This window comes from Acidovorax sp. (genome assembly GCF_046294525.1).
Classification (GTDB): domain Bacteria; phylum Pseudomonadota; class Gammaproteobacteria; order Burkholderiales; family Burkholderiaceae_C; genus Acidovorax.
The window spans coordinates 38,183-53,419 of the sequence record NZ_JBKBKQ010000028.1 but is presented as its reverse complement, the minus strand read 5'-3'; the positions used below and the strand labels follow the sequence as shown (position 1 = coordinate 53,419).

At 66.2% G+C, this 15,237-nt stretch carries 15 protein-coding genes; 5 read left to right on the top strand and 10 right to left on the bottom strand.

The features are described from left to right. Window positions 1-147: 147 nt before the first annotated feature. On the bottom strand, window positions 148-822 hold the full coding sequence (locus ACK4HJ_RS19715; RefSeq protein ID WP_409834714.1) for an RNA pyrophosphohydrolase: 675 nt from the start codon (window positions 820-822) through the stop codon (window positions 148-150). 91 nt (window positions 823-913) lie between these two features. Between ACK4HJ_RS19715 and ACK4HJ_RS19710 the strand changes: the two genes are divergently transcribed. Both ACK4HJ_RS19710 and ACK4HJ_RS19705 read left to right on the top strand, forming a co-directional pair. Next, window positions 914-2,656 (top strand): proline--tRNA ligase, encoded by a 1,743-nt coding sequence (locus ACK4HJ_RS19710; RefSeq protein ID WP_409834713.1) that lies wholly within the window; start codon window positions 914-916, stop codon window positions 2,654-2,656. 47 nt (window positions 2,657-2,703) lie between these two features. Beyond that, window positions 2,704-3,402, top strand: coding sequence for a lytic transglycosylase domain-containing protein (locus ACK4HJ_RS19705; protein ID WP_409834716.1), 699 nt, complete (start codon window positions 2,704-2,706; stop codon window positions 3,400-3,402). 43 nt (window positions 3,403-3,445) lie between these two features. On the opposite strand, the gene ACK4HJ_RS19700 is transcribed toward ACK4HJ_RS19705, so the two are convergent. From ACK4HJ_RS19700 to hemA, 7 genes are all read right to left on the bottom strand, one after another. Continuing rightward, on the bottom strand, window positions 3,446-4,807 hold the full coding sequence (locus ACK4HJ_RS19700) for a hemolysin family protein (RefSeq protein ID WP_409834711.1): 1,362 nt from the start codon (window positions 4,805-4,807) through the stop codon (window positions 3,446-3,448). A gap of 112 nt (window positions 4,808-4,919) precedes the next feature. Continuing rightward, window positions 4,920-5,927, bottom strand: a complete 1,008-nt coding sequence (locus ACK4HJ_RS19695; protein ID WP_409834710.1) for an AAA family ATPase — start codon at window positions 5,925-5,927, stop codon at window positions 4,920-4,922. Window positions 5,928-6,123: 196 nt separating this feature from the next. Continuing rightward, complete coding sequence (gene grxD / locus ACK4HJ_RS19690) at window positions 6,124-6,447, bottom strand: Grx4 family monothiol glutaredoxin (RefSeq protein ID WP_409834708.1); 324 nt, start codon at window positions 6,445-6,447, stop codon at window positions 6,124-6,126. 80 nt (window positions 6,448-6,527) lie between these two features. Beyond that, a complete protein-coding gene (locus ACK4HJ_RS19685; protein WP_409834706.1) occupies window positions 6,528-7,403 on the bottom strand; it encodes a DUF3053 family protein in 876 nt (291 codons plus the stop codon). 162 nt (window positions 7,404-7,565) lie between these two features. Further along, on the bottom strand, window positions 7,566-8,399 hold the full coding sequence (gene prmC, locus ACK4HJ_RS19680) for a peptide chain release factor N(5)-glutamine methyltransferase (RefSeq protein WP_409834704.1): 834 nt from the start codon (window positions 8,397-8,399) through the stop codon (window positions 7,566-7,568). Window positions 8,400-8,465: 66 nt separating this feature from the next. Next, complete coding sequence (gene prfA, locus ACK4HJ_RS19675; protein ID WP_409834702.1) at window positions 8,466-9,551, bottom strand: peptide chain release factor 1; 1,086 nt, start codon at window positions 9,549-9,551, stop codon at window positions 8,466-8,468. Window positions 9,552-9,660: 109 nt separating this feature from the next. Then, complete coding sequence (gene hemA / locus ACK4HJ_RS19670) at window positions 9,661-10,989, bottom strand: glutamyl-tRNA reductase (RefSeq protein ID WP_409834701.1); 1,329 nt, start codon at window positions 10,987-10,989, stop codon at window positions 9,661-9,663. A gap of 72 nt (window positions 10,990-11,061) precedes the next feature. Here hemA and ACK4HJ_RS19665 point away from each other — a divergent pair, with 72 nt between their 5' ends. Next, window positions 11,062-11,340 (top strand): hypothetical protein, encoded by a 279-nt coding sequence (locus tag ACK4HJ_RS19665; RefSeq protein ID WP_409834699.1) that lies wholly within the window; start codon window positions 11,062-11,064, stop codon window positions 11,338-11,340. Window positions 11,341-11,347: 7 nt separating this feature from the next. Here the strand turns inward: ACK4HJ_RS19665 and ACK4HJ_RS19660 are convergent, their stop codons facing one another. Continuing rightward, window positions 11,348-12,259, bottom strand: a complete 912-nt coding sequence (locus ACK4HJ_RS19660) for a LysR substrate-binding domain-containing protein (RefSeq protein ID WP_409834697.1) — start codon at window positions 12,257-12,259, stop codon at window positions 11,348-11,350. Between the two features lie 128 nt (window positions 12,260-12,387). Here ACK4HJ_RS19660 and ACK4HJ_RS19655 point away from each other — a divergent pair, with 128 nt between their 5' ends. Both ACK4HJ_RS19655 and ACK4HJ_RS19650 read left to right on the top strand, forming a co-directional pair. Continuing rightward, on the top strand, window positions 12,388-13,419 hold the full coding sequence (locus tag ACK4HJ_RS19655; RefSeq protein WP_409834695.1) for a tripartite tricarboxylate transporter substrate binding protein BugE: 1,032 nt from the start codon (window positions 12,388-12,390) through the stop codon (window positions 13,417-13,419). Then, window positions 13,419-14,357, top strand: a complete 939-nt coding sequence (locus ACK4HJ_RS19650) for an N-formylglutamate amidohydrolase (protein ID WP_409834693.1) — start codon at window positions 13,419-13,421, stop codon at window positions 14,355-14,357. Before ACK4HJ_RS19655 ends, ACK4HJ_RS19650 begins: the two co-directional genes overlap by 1 nt. Window positions 14,358-14,403: 46 nt before the next feature. Here the strand turns inward: ACK4HJ_RS19650 and ugpQ are convergent, their stop codons facing one another. Next, on the bottom strand, window positions 14,404-15,144 hold the full coding sequence (gene ugpQ, locus ACK4HJ_RS19645) for a glycerophosphodiester phosphodiesterase (protein ID WP_409834691.1): 741 nt from the start codon (window positions 15,142-15,144) through the stop codon (window positions 14,404-14,406). Between the last annotated feature and the right edge of the window lie 93 nt (window positions 15,145-15,237).

The window sequence follows — 15,237 nt, the reverse complement described above, 5'->3', positions numbered from 1 at the left end:
ACTGCGAGCGACCGCATCTGTCGCTGAAAATGCAAACGCCCGATGCAGTGCATCGGGCGTCGTTGGCCGGATAGTCCGGCTGGAGTTTTTAACCGTCCTGGGTGTCAACGCTATTCAGGACGGGTCAAGCGGGCGCTTTGCTTGGCGTCAGCGCGGTGCTGTCGATGGGCCTAAGGGCAACCCGTCCAGCTCGCCGGGCATGCTGTTTTGCGGATCGGGGTCGAAGCTCGCGCCGGGGGGCAGCTCCATGCCCGGATGCGCGAGCAGGCTGCCCGTGCGGTACATGCTGCCGGCCTGCTCGCCCTCCCGGGTCCGCATGCCGCTGCGCAGATAGCGGTTGCGCTGTTCATGGCGGGGAAGGAAACGCGCCAACTCGGTCAGCGCCATTTCGTACACGCCGCGTTTGAACTCCACCACCACATCCAGCGGCACCCAATAGTCGTTCCAGCGCCAGGCGTCAAATTCAGGATGGTTGGTGGCGCGGAGATTCAGGTCCCAGTCGTGCCCCACCAGTTGAAGCAGATACCAGATCTGTTTCTGGCCTTTGTAGTGTCCGCGTGCATCGCGGCGGATGTACCGGTCAGGCACCTCATAGCGCAACCAGTCCCGTGTGCGGGCCACCACGCGTACGTGATTGGGCAATAATCCCACCTCTTCGTGCAGTTCGCGGAACATGGCCTGCTCGGGGGTTTCGCCCCGGTCAATGCCACCCTGCGGAAACTGCCAGCTGTGGGTGCGTATGCGCTTGCCCCAGAACACCTGGTTTTTCTGGTTGAGCAGGATGATGCCGACGTTCGGCCGAAAGCCGTCCCGGTCAAGCATAATCAAACCCCAAATTTTTAAACTGTGTCCATTATGCACGGCGCCTAGCGTGCGGCAAGTGGGCCGGTCCGTTCCGCCCGAAATCGCCCCGATGAAAGCCTCGCAATTCTTTATTTCCACCCTCAAAGAAGCCCCCGCCGACGCGGAGGTGGTCAGCCACAAACTCATGACGCGGGCGGGACTGATCAAGAAGCTGGGCGCTGGGATCTACAACTACATGCCCATGGGGCTACGTGTGATCCGCAAGGTGGAAGCCATCGTGCGCGAGGAAATGAACCGGGCTGGCGCGGTGGAACTGACCATGCCGGTGGTGCAGCCAGCCGAACTGTGGCAAGAGACCGGCCGCTTCGACAAGATGGGCCCCGAATTGCTGCGCATCCAGGACCGGCACGGGCGAGACTTCATCGTGCAGCCAACGAGCGAAGAAGTGATCACTGACATCGCAAGGCAGGAGCTCAAGAGCTATAAGCAGCTGCCGAAGAACCTGTACCAGATACAGACCAAGTTCCGCGACGAGCGCCGCCCCCGTTTTGGGCTAATGCGCGGCCGCGAATTCATCATGAAAGATGCGTACAGCTTCGACAAGGACCAGGTGGCCGCCAAGGCGAGCTACCAGGTCATGGCGCAGGCCTACCGGCGCATCTTTGACCGTTTCGGCCTCACCTACCGCGCGGTGGCGGCCGACAGCGGCGCCATCGGGGGCGACCTGTCTGAAGAATTCCAGGTGATCGCGGCTACGGGTGAAGACGCCATCGTGTACTGCCCCCACAGTGAATACGCGGCCAATATGGAAAAGGCGGAAGCCCTGGCGCCCGCCGGCCCGCGCGGCGCGGCCACGCAGGCAATGACTCGCACCGCCACGCCAGGAAAAGCTACCTGTGCCGACGTGGCCGAATTGCTTGGCGTGCCGCTGAATACTACGGTCAAGTCGCTGGTGCTGGCGACGGATGAAACCAACGAGGCCGGCGAGATCGTCAAGACCCAGGTCTGGCTGCTGCTGCTGCGCGGCGACCATGACATGAACGAGATCAAGGTGGGCAAGGTGCCTGGCCTTGCGGGGTTCCGCTTTGCCACCCTCGGTGAAATCGAGGACCATTTTGGCTGCAAGCCCGGGTACTTGGGCCCCATCGGGCTGAAGAAGCCGCTCAAGATCGTGGCGGACCGCGAAGTAGCCGTAATGGCGGACTGGATCTGCGGCGCCAATGAGGTGGACTTCCACATCACCGGCGTGAACTGGGGTCGCGATTTGCCCGAGCCCGACGCCGTGGCCGACCTGCGCAATGTGGTGGCCGGCGACCGTTCGCCCGACGGGAAGGGGGAACTGGCCATCGAACGCGGCATCGAGGTGGGCCATGTCTTCTACCTCGGTACCAAATACAGCCGCGCGATGAATGCGACCTTCCTGGACGAAACCGGCAAACCGCAGCCGCTGGAGATGGGCTGCTATGGCATCGGCATCACCCGCCTGCCTGCAGCCGCCATCGAGCAGAACCATGACGAGCGCGGCATCATCTGGCCCGACGCCATTGCACCCTTCACGGTCGTGGTCTGCCCCGTGGGTATGGACCGCAGCGAAGCCGTCAAGTCCACGGCCGAACAGCTGTACAGCGACCTGCTGGCAGCGGGCGTAGACGTGATCCTGGACGACCGTGGCGAGCGCCCTGGCGCCATGTTTGCCGACTGGGAACTGATCGGTGTGCCACACCGCGTGACCATTGGCGACAAGAGCCTGAAAGAGGGCGTGGTGGAGTACCAGCACCGCCGCGACAGCGCGGCCACCAAGGTCGCCGTGACCGATATCCTGGCCCACGTCAAGGACCGCATGGCCGTATGAGTCGGGTGGCAAGCTCTTCGTCCGCGCTTACCGGCCAAGCTGGGGTGATGCCGCGCCCGGTGGGCGTGTCACGGCGCGCGGCCTTGGGTGCGGTGTCGATGCTGGGGGCACCCGCAGCATGGTTGGCCGCGCCCTCGCTTGCGCATGCCGGTGGCCAGCTGGAAGAGCCTCTGATGGATTCCGTGCGCACGGCCCTGAGTTCGGCCATTGCCAATCAGGCGCCGCCTGAGCCGGAATTCTTCACCACCGAGGCCCGCTTGCACTATCTGCGGTGGCTGGGCACGCAGAGCGACCGGCTGCGCCGCCGCAAGCCCGAATGGGAAGTGCGGCGCGATTTTCTGCAGACCGTTTGGTACGAGTCCAAGCGCGCTGGGCTGGATGTGTCCCTGGTGCTCGGGCTGATCCAGGTGGAAAGCGCATTCCGCAAGTTTGCGGTCTCCAGCGTGGGGGCACGCGGCTACATGCAGGTCATGCCGTTCTGGACCCGCGTGATTGGCGATGGCGACCCCGGCAAGCTGTTCCACATGCAGACCAACCTGCGGTTTGGCTGCGTGATCCTGCGCCACTACATCGATCGGGAACGCGGCGATCTTTTCATGGCGTTGGGCCGCTACAACGGCAGCCGGGGCAAGTCGCCGTACCCGAACGCGGTGTTCGCTGCGCAGCGCAACTGGCTGTTTTCTGAGAAGCCGCAGCTACCCCCGTCGCCTGCCGCACCTAATCCGCTGGTTGCCGCTGCCTCTTGAGGCCAGGCGTGTGCTGGGCGGCGCGGCGCATCTGCGGCGCTGCCTAATTCTGTGAAGCTGCAGCTCCGGTCGCAGGACTGGCGAGCGGCAAGCCGCTGTTGTCCCCGCCGCCGCCCGCCGCGTTGATGCGCGACACCATCACCTGGTCGATGCGGTAGCTGTCCACGTCCAGCACCTCGAACTTGTAGCCGCCCCAGCTCACGCTGTCGGTGCGGCGCGGCACGCGGCGCAGCATCACCATCAGGAAACCAGCCAGCGTCTCGTACTCTTCGGCATGGGGCAGTTCGTCCAGCGACAGCGCATGCAGCACGTCGGTGATGGGCGTCACACCGTCGATGAGCCACGAGTTCTCATCCCGCCGCACAATCTGCTCCTCGTCCGCCGGGCCCACCAAGTCACCCATGACCGTGCTCATCACATCGTTGAGCGTGACCACGCCCACGACCAGGCTGTATTCGTTCACGATCACCGCGAAGTCCTCGTGCACATGGCGGAACTGTTCCAGCACTTCCGAGAGCGTCAGCCGGTCGGGCACGATCAGCACCTTGCGCACCAGGCTGTCGTCGGCCAAGGAGATGGGCTGGTTGTTCAGCACCCGCTGGAACAGGTCCTTGGCATCCACATAGCCCACCACGTGGTCAATGTCACCCTCGCAGACCGGATACGTCGAGAAAGGCTCCGCCGCAATGCGCAGGCGGATGACCGAATCCGGTTCGTCGCGCAGAAAGAACGCAATGCGGTCGCGCGGCGACATGGCACTGGAGACTGTGCGCGTGTCCAGCTCGAACACATTGGTAATGACCTGCTGCTCCCGCGCGGCCAGCACCCCAGCGCGGGCACCGGCTTCCATCATGGCCAGGATGTCATCGGATGTGATGCGGTCGTCACGCAGCGACGATAGGCCCAGCGCCCGGAAAAGCAGGTCCGCGCCCCGGCTGTAGAACCAGACCAGGGGCCGGAGCAGGGTCATGCACCAGGCCATGGGCTGCGCCAGCCGCACGACCAGCCGCTCGGGGTTGGCCATGCCCAAACGCTTGGGGAACAAGTCCGAAAACAGGATGAAAAAAGACGTGATGATCAGGAACGAGGCCAGAAAGCCAGCCGTTTGCGCCGACGGCTCCGCAAGCCACAGGCCGAACAACGCGGTGAAGTGCGGGCTCAGCGCCCCCTCGCCCACGATGCCGCCCAGGATGGCGACGGCGTTCTGCCCCACCTGCACCACCGTGAAATAGTCCCCGGGCTGCTCCTGCATGCGCAGCACCTTGTCGGCCCGCGCATCGCCTTCGTCCGCCATCTGCCGCAGGCGCAACCGCCGCGCGGCCGCCAGCGAGATTTCCGCCATCGAGAAAAAGGCGCTGGCTGCAATCAGCAGTCCAATGACAAAAAGGCTTTGGGACAGGGTCATGAGGGGCGTCAGAGCGTGGCGCCAGGGCACACAGGGCTACCAAGTGTATCTGTGCGTCAGCCGCGCACAGCACGGCTGTTACCCGGGTGCGAGGGGGGCGCCGCGTAGCGCCCTACTGCATAAACCCGATGCGGCTGCGGCCCGCTGCGGCCTTGGGCAGGTCGGCCACCTCCACGGTGCTGCGGCGGTCCAGCCGCGCATTGCCAAAGCCGGTCATCAGCGCGCGGCGCATCTGGCGGGGCGGCATCTGCGCCAGGTGGTCCAGCACGTCGGGCAGCGGTTCGGGGTCCAGCAGGCGCCCCCAGTCGTGCCCGGCGCGGATGCCCAGGTACAGGTTGCGCGCAATGCTGCGGGCCTGCTCCAGCGTGGGCGCTTCCACCTCGAACACGTTCATGCGGTTGAGGATGGGGTCGGGAATGCCACGGCTGTCGTTGGCCGTGGTGATCCAAATCACCTGACTCGCATCGATGGCCACCTCGGCAAACTCGTCGGTAAAGCTTTGCGCCGTATCGTGCTCCAACAGGCTGTACAGGGCGCCCAGAGGGTCGTACTGTGCGTCGGTGCTGGCCTTGTCGATCTCGTCCACCACGATGACCGGGTTGGCGTACTCGCCTTCCACCAGCGCCTCAAACACCTTGCCGGGCCGCGCGCCCTTCCACTGCGCGGACGAGCCAGACAGCAGCCAGCCCGCGGTCATGGAGCTCATGGGCAGCAGGTTCATGCCCGTGCCCAGCAGCTCGGCCAAGTGCCGCGCGAAGTGGGTCTTGCCAATGCCGGGCGGGCCCAGCAGCAGCATGGGCGTCACCTCCAGGCCGTCGCTGCTGTCCTGCGCCAGGGCCACGTGGCGCTTCACGTCGTCCAGCACCTCGGTGAAGTTGGGCAGCTGCTCGTAGAGGCCGGCCATGTCGGGCACGCCCGAGGGCTTGACCTGAAAGCGCTCAGGCCCTCGTTCCAGCATGCGCTCATAGACGCTGCGCAGGTTTTCGTACTCGCGCTGGTTGCCGGCCTCCTGCAGGCGGGCCAGTTTGCGTTCCACGTCACCGGGGTGGAACACGTTGCGCATCTGCGCCACGGGCAGGCGCAGGGCAGGGGATTGGGGAACAAGGCTATGGCTGGTCATTGCATGCTCTCCTTTTTGCGAGGTTGGGTCTCGCAAACATTCAAGCACACAACGTGCCCGCCACAACATCGGAAAAATCCGCGTTTTTGCGCAGCTGTTGCTGCTGCACACCACCGCAGCGGCACAAGCGAACGCACAAACGACAAGGCCGCCCGGTGGGCGGCCTGTGGTGTGCCGGGGCTCCAGCGCGAAGGGGTCAGCCCTCGGTACCCAGTACCTGCTTGAGCTCGCCCGACTCGTACATCTCCATCATGATGTCCGATCCGCCGATGAATTCACCCTTCACGTACAGCTGGGGAATGGTGGGCCAGTTGCTGTATTCCTTGATGCCCTGGCGGATTTCGTCATCTTCCAGCACGTTGACGGTGACCACGCTCTTGGGATCCACGCCGCTGGCCTTGAGGATCTGGATGGCACGGCCCGAGAAACCGCACATGGGGAAACTCGCGCTGCCCTTCATGAACAGCAGGATGTCGCTGGATTTGACGAGGGCGTCGATGCGTTGTTGGGTGTCGCTCATAGGAATGTCCAAGAAAAGTCAGGCGCGGAGACCGCAGATTATCGCCTTTCTCCTTGTCCGTCAGCGGGGTGGGGTCAGCCTCATAGCTCTTTCAGTTCTTTCTCGATGCGTTGCAGGGCCTGGGTTTCCGCGTCGGCTTTTTTGAACAGGGCGTTGACCTTGTCCAACATTGCCTGGCTTTTGGCTTCGATGTGGATGCCCGTGATGGAAAGCTGCTGCGGATTTTTTTCGACCAGGGTGAGCAATTCCGTCACGACGTTGAGCAGCCTCTGCATGGGCGGCATCATCTCCAGCAGCAGTCGCGCGGGGGCGCTCACCAGCCTTTCGTAGATGGAGTCATATGCCTTCTTGAGGTCTTCCGGCTGGTTCAGGGCGGCTTTTGCCTCATCGGCCTTTTTCAGCTCGGCCTGTACGGTGGCTTGGGCCTGGGGGATTTCCGCCAGCGCCAGTTTGAGCGTTTCGCGCTTTTCGAAGTACTGCGCTGGCGTGCGAATCCATTGCAGTTCGCGCATGTTCTTGAGCAAGTTTTTGTCGTTCACCGCCTGGTTGAAGCGGATCATGATGTCGTAGTGGGCTGCGTAGCTGCCGAGTTCCTTGCGCATCTTGTCCGAGAGCCCTGGCATCATGCGGCGCGATTTTCCGAGTGCCTCCGATTGCAAGAAGGCGATGAATGCCTTCCGTTCTTTGGGCTCGGCGCTGCAGCCTGCCAGCAGCAGGCCGCTGCCCAGGGCCAGGGTGCCCAGTCGAGTGAGGGTGCTGCGGCGCGATAAGGTAAGTTGTGACATGGCGGTGGGAACGGCGGTGGCTTGACGCAGGCACGGGTAGCCCGTGGCGGCATTCGCCGGGCGACGGTTTGATAGGTTGACGTGGATGGCTGAAAGACGACAGGTCGCCCACCGGCAAGCCCTGGCCGGAAGACCGGGAAGACCTGCCTGGCAAGCAGTGAAGGCTGCCACGCGACACCTCTCCCCTCCCAGGAGTCGGACGCTACGCAGCGGCACGCGATTATTGGATGGGTCCAGCCACGGCCTAAGTGCAGAGTCGGTAACAGTTGTTTTCAGCTGATGACCGTGTGTAAGCGGCGTTTCGTAGGAACCGCTCAAAGAGGCGCCGCAGGTTCAGCGGCAACCGCCCGTGCAGCGTGCGATACCGGCAAGGTCGCTGCGGCTGTGCACCTGGTGAAACCCATGCGCCTTCAGCAAGGCTTGAACCGCCTCGGCCTGGTCGTAGCCATGCTCCAGCAGCAACCAGCCGCCCGGCGCCAGACGGGTGGGAGCCTGCGCCACGATGGCGCGGATGTCGTCCAGGCCGTCGGCGCCGCTGGCCAGGGCCTGCAGGGGTTCGTGGGTGAGGGCGGCCAAGTGCGGGTCGGCGCTGGGGATGTAGGGTGGGTTGGAGACGATGGCGTCGAACGTGCCTTCCACGCCGTCTACGTCCGCCAGCCAGTTCGATAGCGCAAACCGCACCGGCAGTCCCAGCCGTTGCGCATTGGCCTGTGCCACAGCCAGGGCATCGCTGCTCGCATCCACGGCCAGCACCTGGGCCGTGGGGCGCTGGCTTTGCAGGGCCAGGGCGATGGCGCCGCTGCCCGTGCCCAGGTCCACCACGCGCGGCGAAGGCAGTGGGGCGATCACTTCCAGCGCCCAGTCCACCAGGGTTTCCGTGTCGGGGCGCGGGTCCAGCACGCGGGCGTCCACCTGCAGCGGCAGGCCGTAGAACTCCTTGTGCCCGGTCAGGTAAGCCACGGGCTCGCCCGCCGCGCGGCGCTGGCACAGGGCGAGGAAGCGCGCGTGCTGAGCGGGCGCCAGCCCATCGGTGTCGTGCGCGAGCAGCCAGGCGCGGTCGCTGCCGGCGCGGCCCACGGTGTGCAGCAACAGCAGTTGGGCGTCGATGCGCGCCAGGCCCAAGGTGTGGGCCTGTGCCAGGGCTTGGGCCAGGGTGGGGGTGTTCACTATGGTTTTTGTAGCTGCTAGCGCTTGCTGGATAAGCGCTGGAGGCCAGTTTGATTCAAATTTTGGTCAGGCGGCACTCAACTCCAGCTCTTCCAGCTGTTCTGCTTCACGGGCATGTTGCAGCGCTTGCAGCACATCGCCCAGGTCGCCTTCCATCACCTGCAGCAGCTTGTACAGCGTGAGGTTGATGCGGTGGTCCGTGAGCCGCCCCTGCGGGAAGTTGTAGGTGCGGATGCGGTCGCTGCGGTCGCCGCTGCCGATCAGGCCCTTGCGCAGCGCGGCTTCCTTGGCCGCGCGTTCGCTGCGCTCTTTCTCCTGGATGCGCGCCTGCAGCACCTGCAGCGCCTTGGCCTTGTTGCTGTGCTGGCTGCGGCCGTCCTGGCATTCCGCCACGATGCCGGTGGGCAAGTGCACCACGCGCACGGCGGAGTCGGTCTTGTTGATGTGCTGGCCGCCCGCGCCGCTGGCGCGGAAGGTGTCGATGCGCAGGTCGGCCGGGTTGAGGGTGATGGCCTGGTGCTCGTCGGGCTCGGGCATCACCGCCACGGTGCAGGCGCTGGTGTGGATGCGGCCCTGCGTTTCGGTGGCGGGCACGCGCTGCACGCGGTGGCCGCCGGATTCGAACTTGAGCGCGCCGTACACGTGGTCTCCCTCCACGCGCAGCACGATTTCCTTGTAGCCGCCCAGCTCGCTTTCGTTGGCGCTCATGATCTCCACCTTCCAGCCCTGGGTGGCGGCGTAGCGGGTGTACATGCGGGTCAGGTCGGCGGCGAACAGGGCGGATTCGTCACCGCCCGTGCCCGCGCGGATTTCCACGAAGGCGTTGCGCGCGTCGTCGGGGTCCTTGGGCAGCAGCAGGCGCTGCAGTTCGTCTTCAAGCTGCACCAGTTCGGCCTCGGCACTCGTGATTTCTTCCTGCGCCATCTCGGCCATGTCGGGGTCGGACAGCATCTCGCGCGCGCCGGCCAGGTCGGCCTCGCGCTGCTGATAGCGGGCGTAGCGGCCGGCGATCTGCGTGACCTCGGCGTGCTCGACGGAGATGCGCCGGTACTGCGCCATGTCGCTCATGATGTCTTCGCGCGAGAGCAGGAAGTCAAGCTCGCCCAGGCGTTGTGCGTAACGCTCCAGCTGGCTTCGGAGAAAGGGTTTCATGGTGTGCGGGAGGAAAAGGGTTTGCTACGAATTTGGTAGCTGTTAGCGCTTGGTGGTCAAGCGCTGGAGGCCAAAAAAGGCCTGAAAAATGAGAGCGGAGCAGGCGCCGCTACAGCCCGTGGCCGGGCGTCTTGCTGTGCGAGCGCAGGAACAGGCGCGAGACCGTCTGCGCCGTCTGGGCTCGCGTCTCGGCGTCGCCCGCGCGCAGTTCGGCCAGGGTGCCGTGCAGCATCTTCTGCGTGAGACCGCGCGAGAGCGCCTCCAGCACGGCGTCCATGTCCTCGCCCTTGGCCAGCAGTTTCTTGGCGCGGGCGATCTCCAGCGCGCGCCATTCGTCCGTCTGCGCGTTGAGCTGCTGGATCAGCGGCACCACGCCACCCTCGGCCGCGGTGGGGCTGCGCAGCTCCATCCAGTGCATGAAGCTTTGCACGCCCGCGTCGATGATGGCCTCGGCCTGCGCCACGGCGGCCTGGCGGTTGGCCTGGGCGGTCTGCACCACGCTGGCCAAGTCGTCCACGGTGTACAGGTACACGTCGCCCAGGGCCTTGACCTCGGGCTCGATGTCGCGCGGCACGGCCAGGTCCACCATGAACATGGGGCGGTGACGACGCTTCTTGAGCGCACGCTCCACGGCGCCCAGGCCGATGATGGGCAGGCTGCTGGCGGTGCAGCTGATGACGGCGTCGAATTCGTGCAGGCGGTCGGGCAGGTCGGCCAGGCGCATCACCTCGCCGCCGAAACGGGTGGCGAGTTTTTCGCCGCGCTCCAGCGTGCGGTTGGCAATGGCGATCTGCTTGGGGTTCTTGGCGGCGAAGTGCGTGGCGCACAGCTCGATCATCTCGCCTGCGCCGACAAACAGCACCTTGATGTCGCTGAGGTCTTCAAACAGCTGCCCCGCCAGACGCACTGCGGCCGCAGCCATGCTGATGCTGTGGGCGCCGATGTCGGTGCTGGTGCGCACTTCCTTGGCCACGGCAAAGCTGCGCTGGAAGAGCTGGTTGAGCGTGGTGCCCAAAGCGCCAGCGGTTTCGGCCGCGCGCACGGCGTCCTTCATCTGGCCGAGGATCTGGGCCTCGCCCAGCACCATGGAATCGAGGCCGCTGGCCACGCGGAAGGCGTGGCGCGCGACCAGGCTGTCTTCGAGCGTGTAGGAATGCGAAGCCAGCAGCGCGGGGCTCACGCCACCGCTTTGGGCCAGCCAGCCCAGCGTGTGGTCCATGGCCGCACCGGGCGTGAAGGTGGGGGCCGCGCAGTAAATCTCGGTGCGGTTGCAGGTGGAAATAATGGCGGTTTCCACACCCGGGTGCCGGCTGGTGCTGCCCAGCGACTGGCGCAAACCGTGCAGGGTGGGCGCGATCTGGTCGAGCGCGAACGCAAACCGGCCCCGCAGATCGAGCGGCGCGGTGTTGTGGTTGATGCCGAGGGCCCAGACTGCCATAGCCCGCGATTATAAAATTGTTGCCCCCGCCCGGCAGGCCTGCTTGCCAAGGCCTTGATTTGGGTCAATTCCATGGGTCCGCTGGACGTCTTCAACCACCTGCTCAACTTTGCCGCGCCGGCCGCCTTTATGGCGGTGCTGATGGTGCTGCTGGGACAATTCTTTGGTTCAAAAAACCCTCTGGCGCTTTCCTGGTGGTCACGGATAGCTATTCTTTTTGTAGTGGGTATGGCCGTGCTTGTTGGCGGGCTGGTGCTGTGGGGGCGCGACGGGCGCATGCTGACCTATGGCGCGCTGGTGGTGGCGGCGGCCACCTGCCAGTGGGTACTGGGCCGCGGCTGGCGCGCCTGACGCGTTTTCAACCAGGGCCTGCCGCCGCTTCGGCCAGCAGCCACTGGCGCAAAGCCCGCAGGCCTGGCGCAGCGGCGTGGGCTGTGCGGTAACACAGGTAGTAGCCTCGCTCCAGCGCCACCGGCTGGTCCACCGCGATGGCGATGCGGCCGCTGCCCAGGTCCTCCTCTACCAGGCAGCGCTGCACCACGGCCACACCCAGCCCGGCCGCCACCGCTTGCACCAGCAGGGCCACGCGGTCAAAGTCGGCCGCCGGCACCAGCGGCCCGTGGGTGCAGCCCGCGCCGGCCAGCCAGCGTGCCCAGTTGTCGGGGTAGTGGGTGTGGAACAGCAGAGGGCGTGCGAGCACATCGTGCGCGCTGGTGATGGCTGCCGGCCCGCGCAGGTCGGCCGGGCGGCAGATGGGCACCACTTCCCGCCCCACCAGGTAGTCGGCCGCGATGTGCGGCGGCCAGGCCCCGTCGCCACCGCTGCGGATCCAGGCGTCGATGCCGGGCGCCGTGAGTGGGTCGTCCCGTTCGTACGGCGCAAACGCCAGCGGCGTGCCGGGGTGCTGCGCGGCGAAGCCCGGCAGGCGCGGAATCAACCAATGGCTGAACAGCGTGGGTGTGATCGACACGCGCAGCGCCTGGGGCGCGGGCCCGCTGCGGCGTGCGCGCACGGCAGCCGTGGCCGCCTCGATGGTTGCCAGCGACGGGCCGACGGCATCCAGGTAGTCACGCCCGGCCGGTGTGAGCACGCTGCGCCGGCCCTCGCGCTCGAACAGAGCCAGGCCCAGGTGCTCTTCCAGCCGCGCGATGGCGCGGCTGATGGCGCCCTGGGTGACGTGCAGATCGGCGGCCGCCTGCGCAAACGTGCCACGCCGCGCGGCCGTGGCAAAGGCGTGCAGCTCGGGCAGGGAGGGGGACTGGATGCGCATGCGGTCCGAGAAAGATAGAAGAGAGGAAGATTGGTGCGCGTTGGTAATGAATGGGCGCCATTTTGTCGCTTTTCTGCGCGGCGCGGTCTGGCCAGAATCGGCCGCTTCACTGGAAGGAGACAACGCCCATGACCCCCCACCGATCCGCCCGCTGCGCACCGCAGCAGCCCCGCCGTCGCACCCTGCTGGGCAGGCTTGGCACTCTTGCCGCCGCCGCCCTGGGGCTGGCAGCTGCCCCGGCCGCGTTCGCCCAGGCGGCCGATTACCCCAGCCGGCCCATCAAGCTCATCGTGCCGTTTGCGCCCGGAGGCTCCACCGACATGGTGGCGCGCCTGCTGGCCGACAAGATGACGGCCGTCCTGGGCAAGGCCGTGGTGGTGGACAACAAGGGCGGCGCGGGCGGCTCGCTGGGTGCGGACGCCATCGCCAAGTCCACGCCCGACGGCTACACCATCGGCATGGCCACCGTCAGCACGCATGGCTCCAACCCCGCCATCTACGCCAAGCTGCCCTACGACGCGGTAAAGGACTTCGCGCCCATCACCAACGTGATGTCGGTGCCCAGCGTGTTCGTGGTGCACCCCAGCGTGCCCGCCAAGACCATGAAGGAATTCGTCGCCCTGGCCAAGGCCAGTCCGGGCAAGTACACGTTTGCTTCGCCGGGCAACGGCTCGCTGGGGCACGCCAACATTGCCAACTTCATGGACTTGTCGGGCATCGAGCTGATGCACATCCCGTACAAGGGCGCGGGCCAGGCGGTCAACGATGCGCTGGCCGGCGTGGTCAATTCCATGACGGACAACCTGCCCTCCACGCTGCCCCATGTGAAGGGGGGCAAGCTGCGTCCGCTGGCCGTGCTGGCGCTCAAGCGCAGCCCGGTGCTGCCCGACGTGCCCACCTACACCGAGCTGGGCTACCCCGACATGGGGGACGGCGGCTGGTTTGGCCTGGTGGCGCCCGCGGGCACGCCCGCGCCCATCATCGCCAAGCTCAACGAAGCCGCCCACAAGGCCATGAAGATGCCCGACTATGTGGAGAAGATGCACAGCATCTCGGGCGAACCCATGGCCAACACGCCCGAGCAGTTCGCACGGCAGATCGACGCGGCCATTGCCCGATACAAGCGGGTGGCGCAAAAGGCCAACATCCGGCTCGACTGATGAGTGCGCCCGGAGTTTTGACCCCTCCCGCTACGGACCATGCGCTGCGGCCACCCGCGCTGCAGCCCCGCCCTGACACACCGGTGGAGGTCTTCGCGCCGCTAGGCGAGGCCCTGCCGCTGGTGTGCGATTCGCCGCACAGCGGCACGGCCTACCCGGCCGATTTCGGCTTTGCGGTGCCGCTGGCGGACCTGCGCCGGGGCGAAGACACGCACATCGCCACGCTGTGGGGCGATGCGCCCCGCCATGGCGCCACTCTGGTGGCGGCCACGTTTCCGCGCACCTATATCGACCCCAACCGCGCGGTGACTGACCTCGACCCCGCGCTGCTGGATGCACCCTGGCCCACGCCGCTGGCACCCGGCGAGAAGTCGCGCCTGGGCTTCGGCCTGGTGTGGAGCCGGCTGAACGCCAGCACGCCGCTGTATGCGCGGCAGCTGTCGGTAGAGGAGGTCAAAGGCCGCATCCGGCGCTACTGGCAGCCCTACCATGCCGCCTTGCAGCAGGCCATCGACGCGAGCACCTTCCGCTTTGGCGCCGTGTGGCATTTGAACCTGCACTCCATGCCCAACAACGCCTACGAGCGGCTGGGCCTGCGCAGCGACCGGCCACTGGCCGACTTTGTGCTGGGCGACCGCGACGGCACCACCTGTTCGCCCGAATGGGTGGACCTGGTGGCGCGCACGCTGCGCAGCTACGGCTACACCGTGGCGGTGAACGACCCGTACAAGGGCGTGGAGTTGATCGGCCGCATCGGCCAGCCCCAGCTGCGCCGCCACAGCCTGCAGGTGGAGATTCGCCGGCCGGTGTACATGGATGAGGCCACGCGCGAGCCCAACGCCGGCTTTGCGCCACTGCGCGCGCACCTGGACGCATTGATGGGTGTGCTGGCCGCGTATGTACGGCAGGAGCTAGCGGGCGGCCGCCAGCGGGCCTGAGAAACAAAGAAGCTCAGAGGGCAGCGGGCGCGGCCCGAAGCCCTGCTCAGCCCGCAGGCGAGAACAGGTCCACCCGGTCGGTGATGATGCCGTCCGTGCCCAGCGCGATCAGGCGCTCTGCGGCCCATTCGTCGTTGACGGTGTAGCTCAGTGTACGCATGCCCAGGCCGCGTGCCTTGTCCACCAAGGCCGCATCCCACAGCGCGTAGTTACACACCAGGGCCACGCAGCCCAGTTGTCGGGCCACGTCGGCCCAGCCGTCCCACAACGTGTCCAGCAGTAGCGCGCGCGGCAGGTGCGGGGCCGCGGCTTGGGCGCCGGCCAGCGCCTGGGGTTGGAACGAGGACAGCAGCGGCGGCACGGCCTGGCCTTGCCACATGCGCGCGGCTTGCTCGGCCACCACGCGGCCGGTCTGCTCTTCAGTACCCGGCGTGGGCTTGATCTCGATGTTCAGCAGGAAGCCATTGGCCAGGCAGTAGCGCGCCAAGTTCTCTAGTGTGGGCAGGGGTTCGCCCGCGTACAGACGCGAATGCCAGCCGCCCGCGTCAAGCTGGGCCAGTTCGCTCCAGGGCAGCACACCGCCAGTACCCTTGCCGTTGGTGGTGCGCTCCAGCGTTGGGTCGTGCATCAAAAAGGGCACACCGTCACTGCTGAGCTTGGCATCGCACTCAAACATGCGAAAGCCGTGCTGGGCACCCAGGCGGAAGGCCGCCAGGGTGTTCTCGGGGGCCAGCCTGCCGGCGCCGCGGTGGGCGATCCAGCGGGGGTAGGGCCAGGGGGCTGTCATCGTTGCGTTTTCCTTGGTGCGGTTGTGCTGCACGGCGCGTGAAACTGGCGTTGCCACGGCACAGAACGCCGGGCAACGGCCGACCCGCAGCGA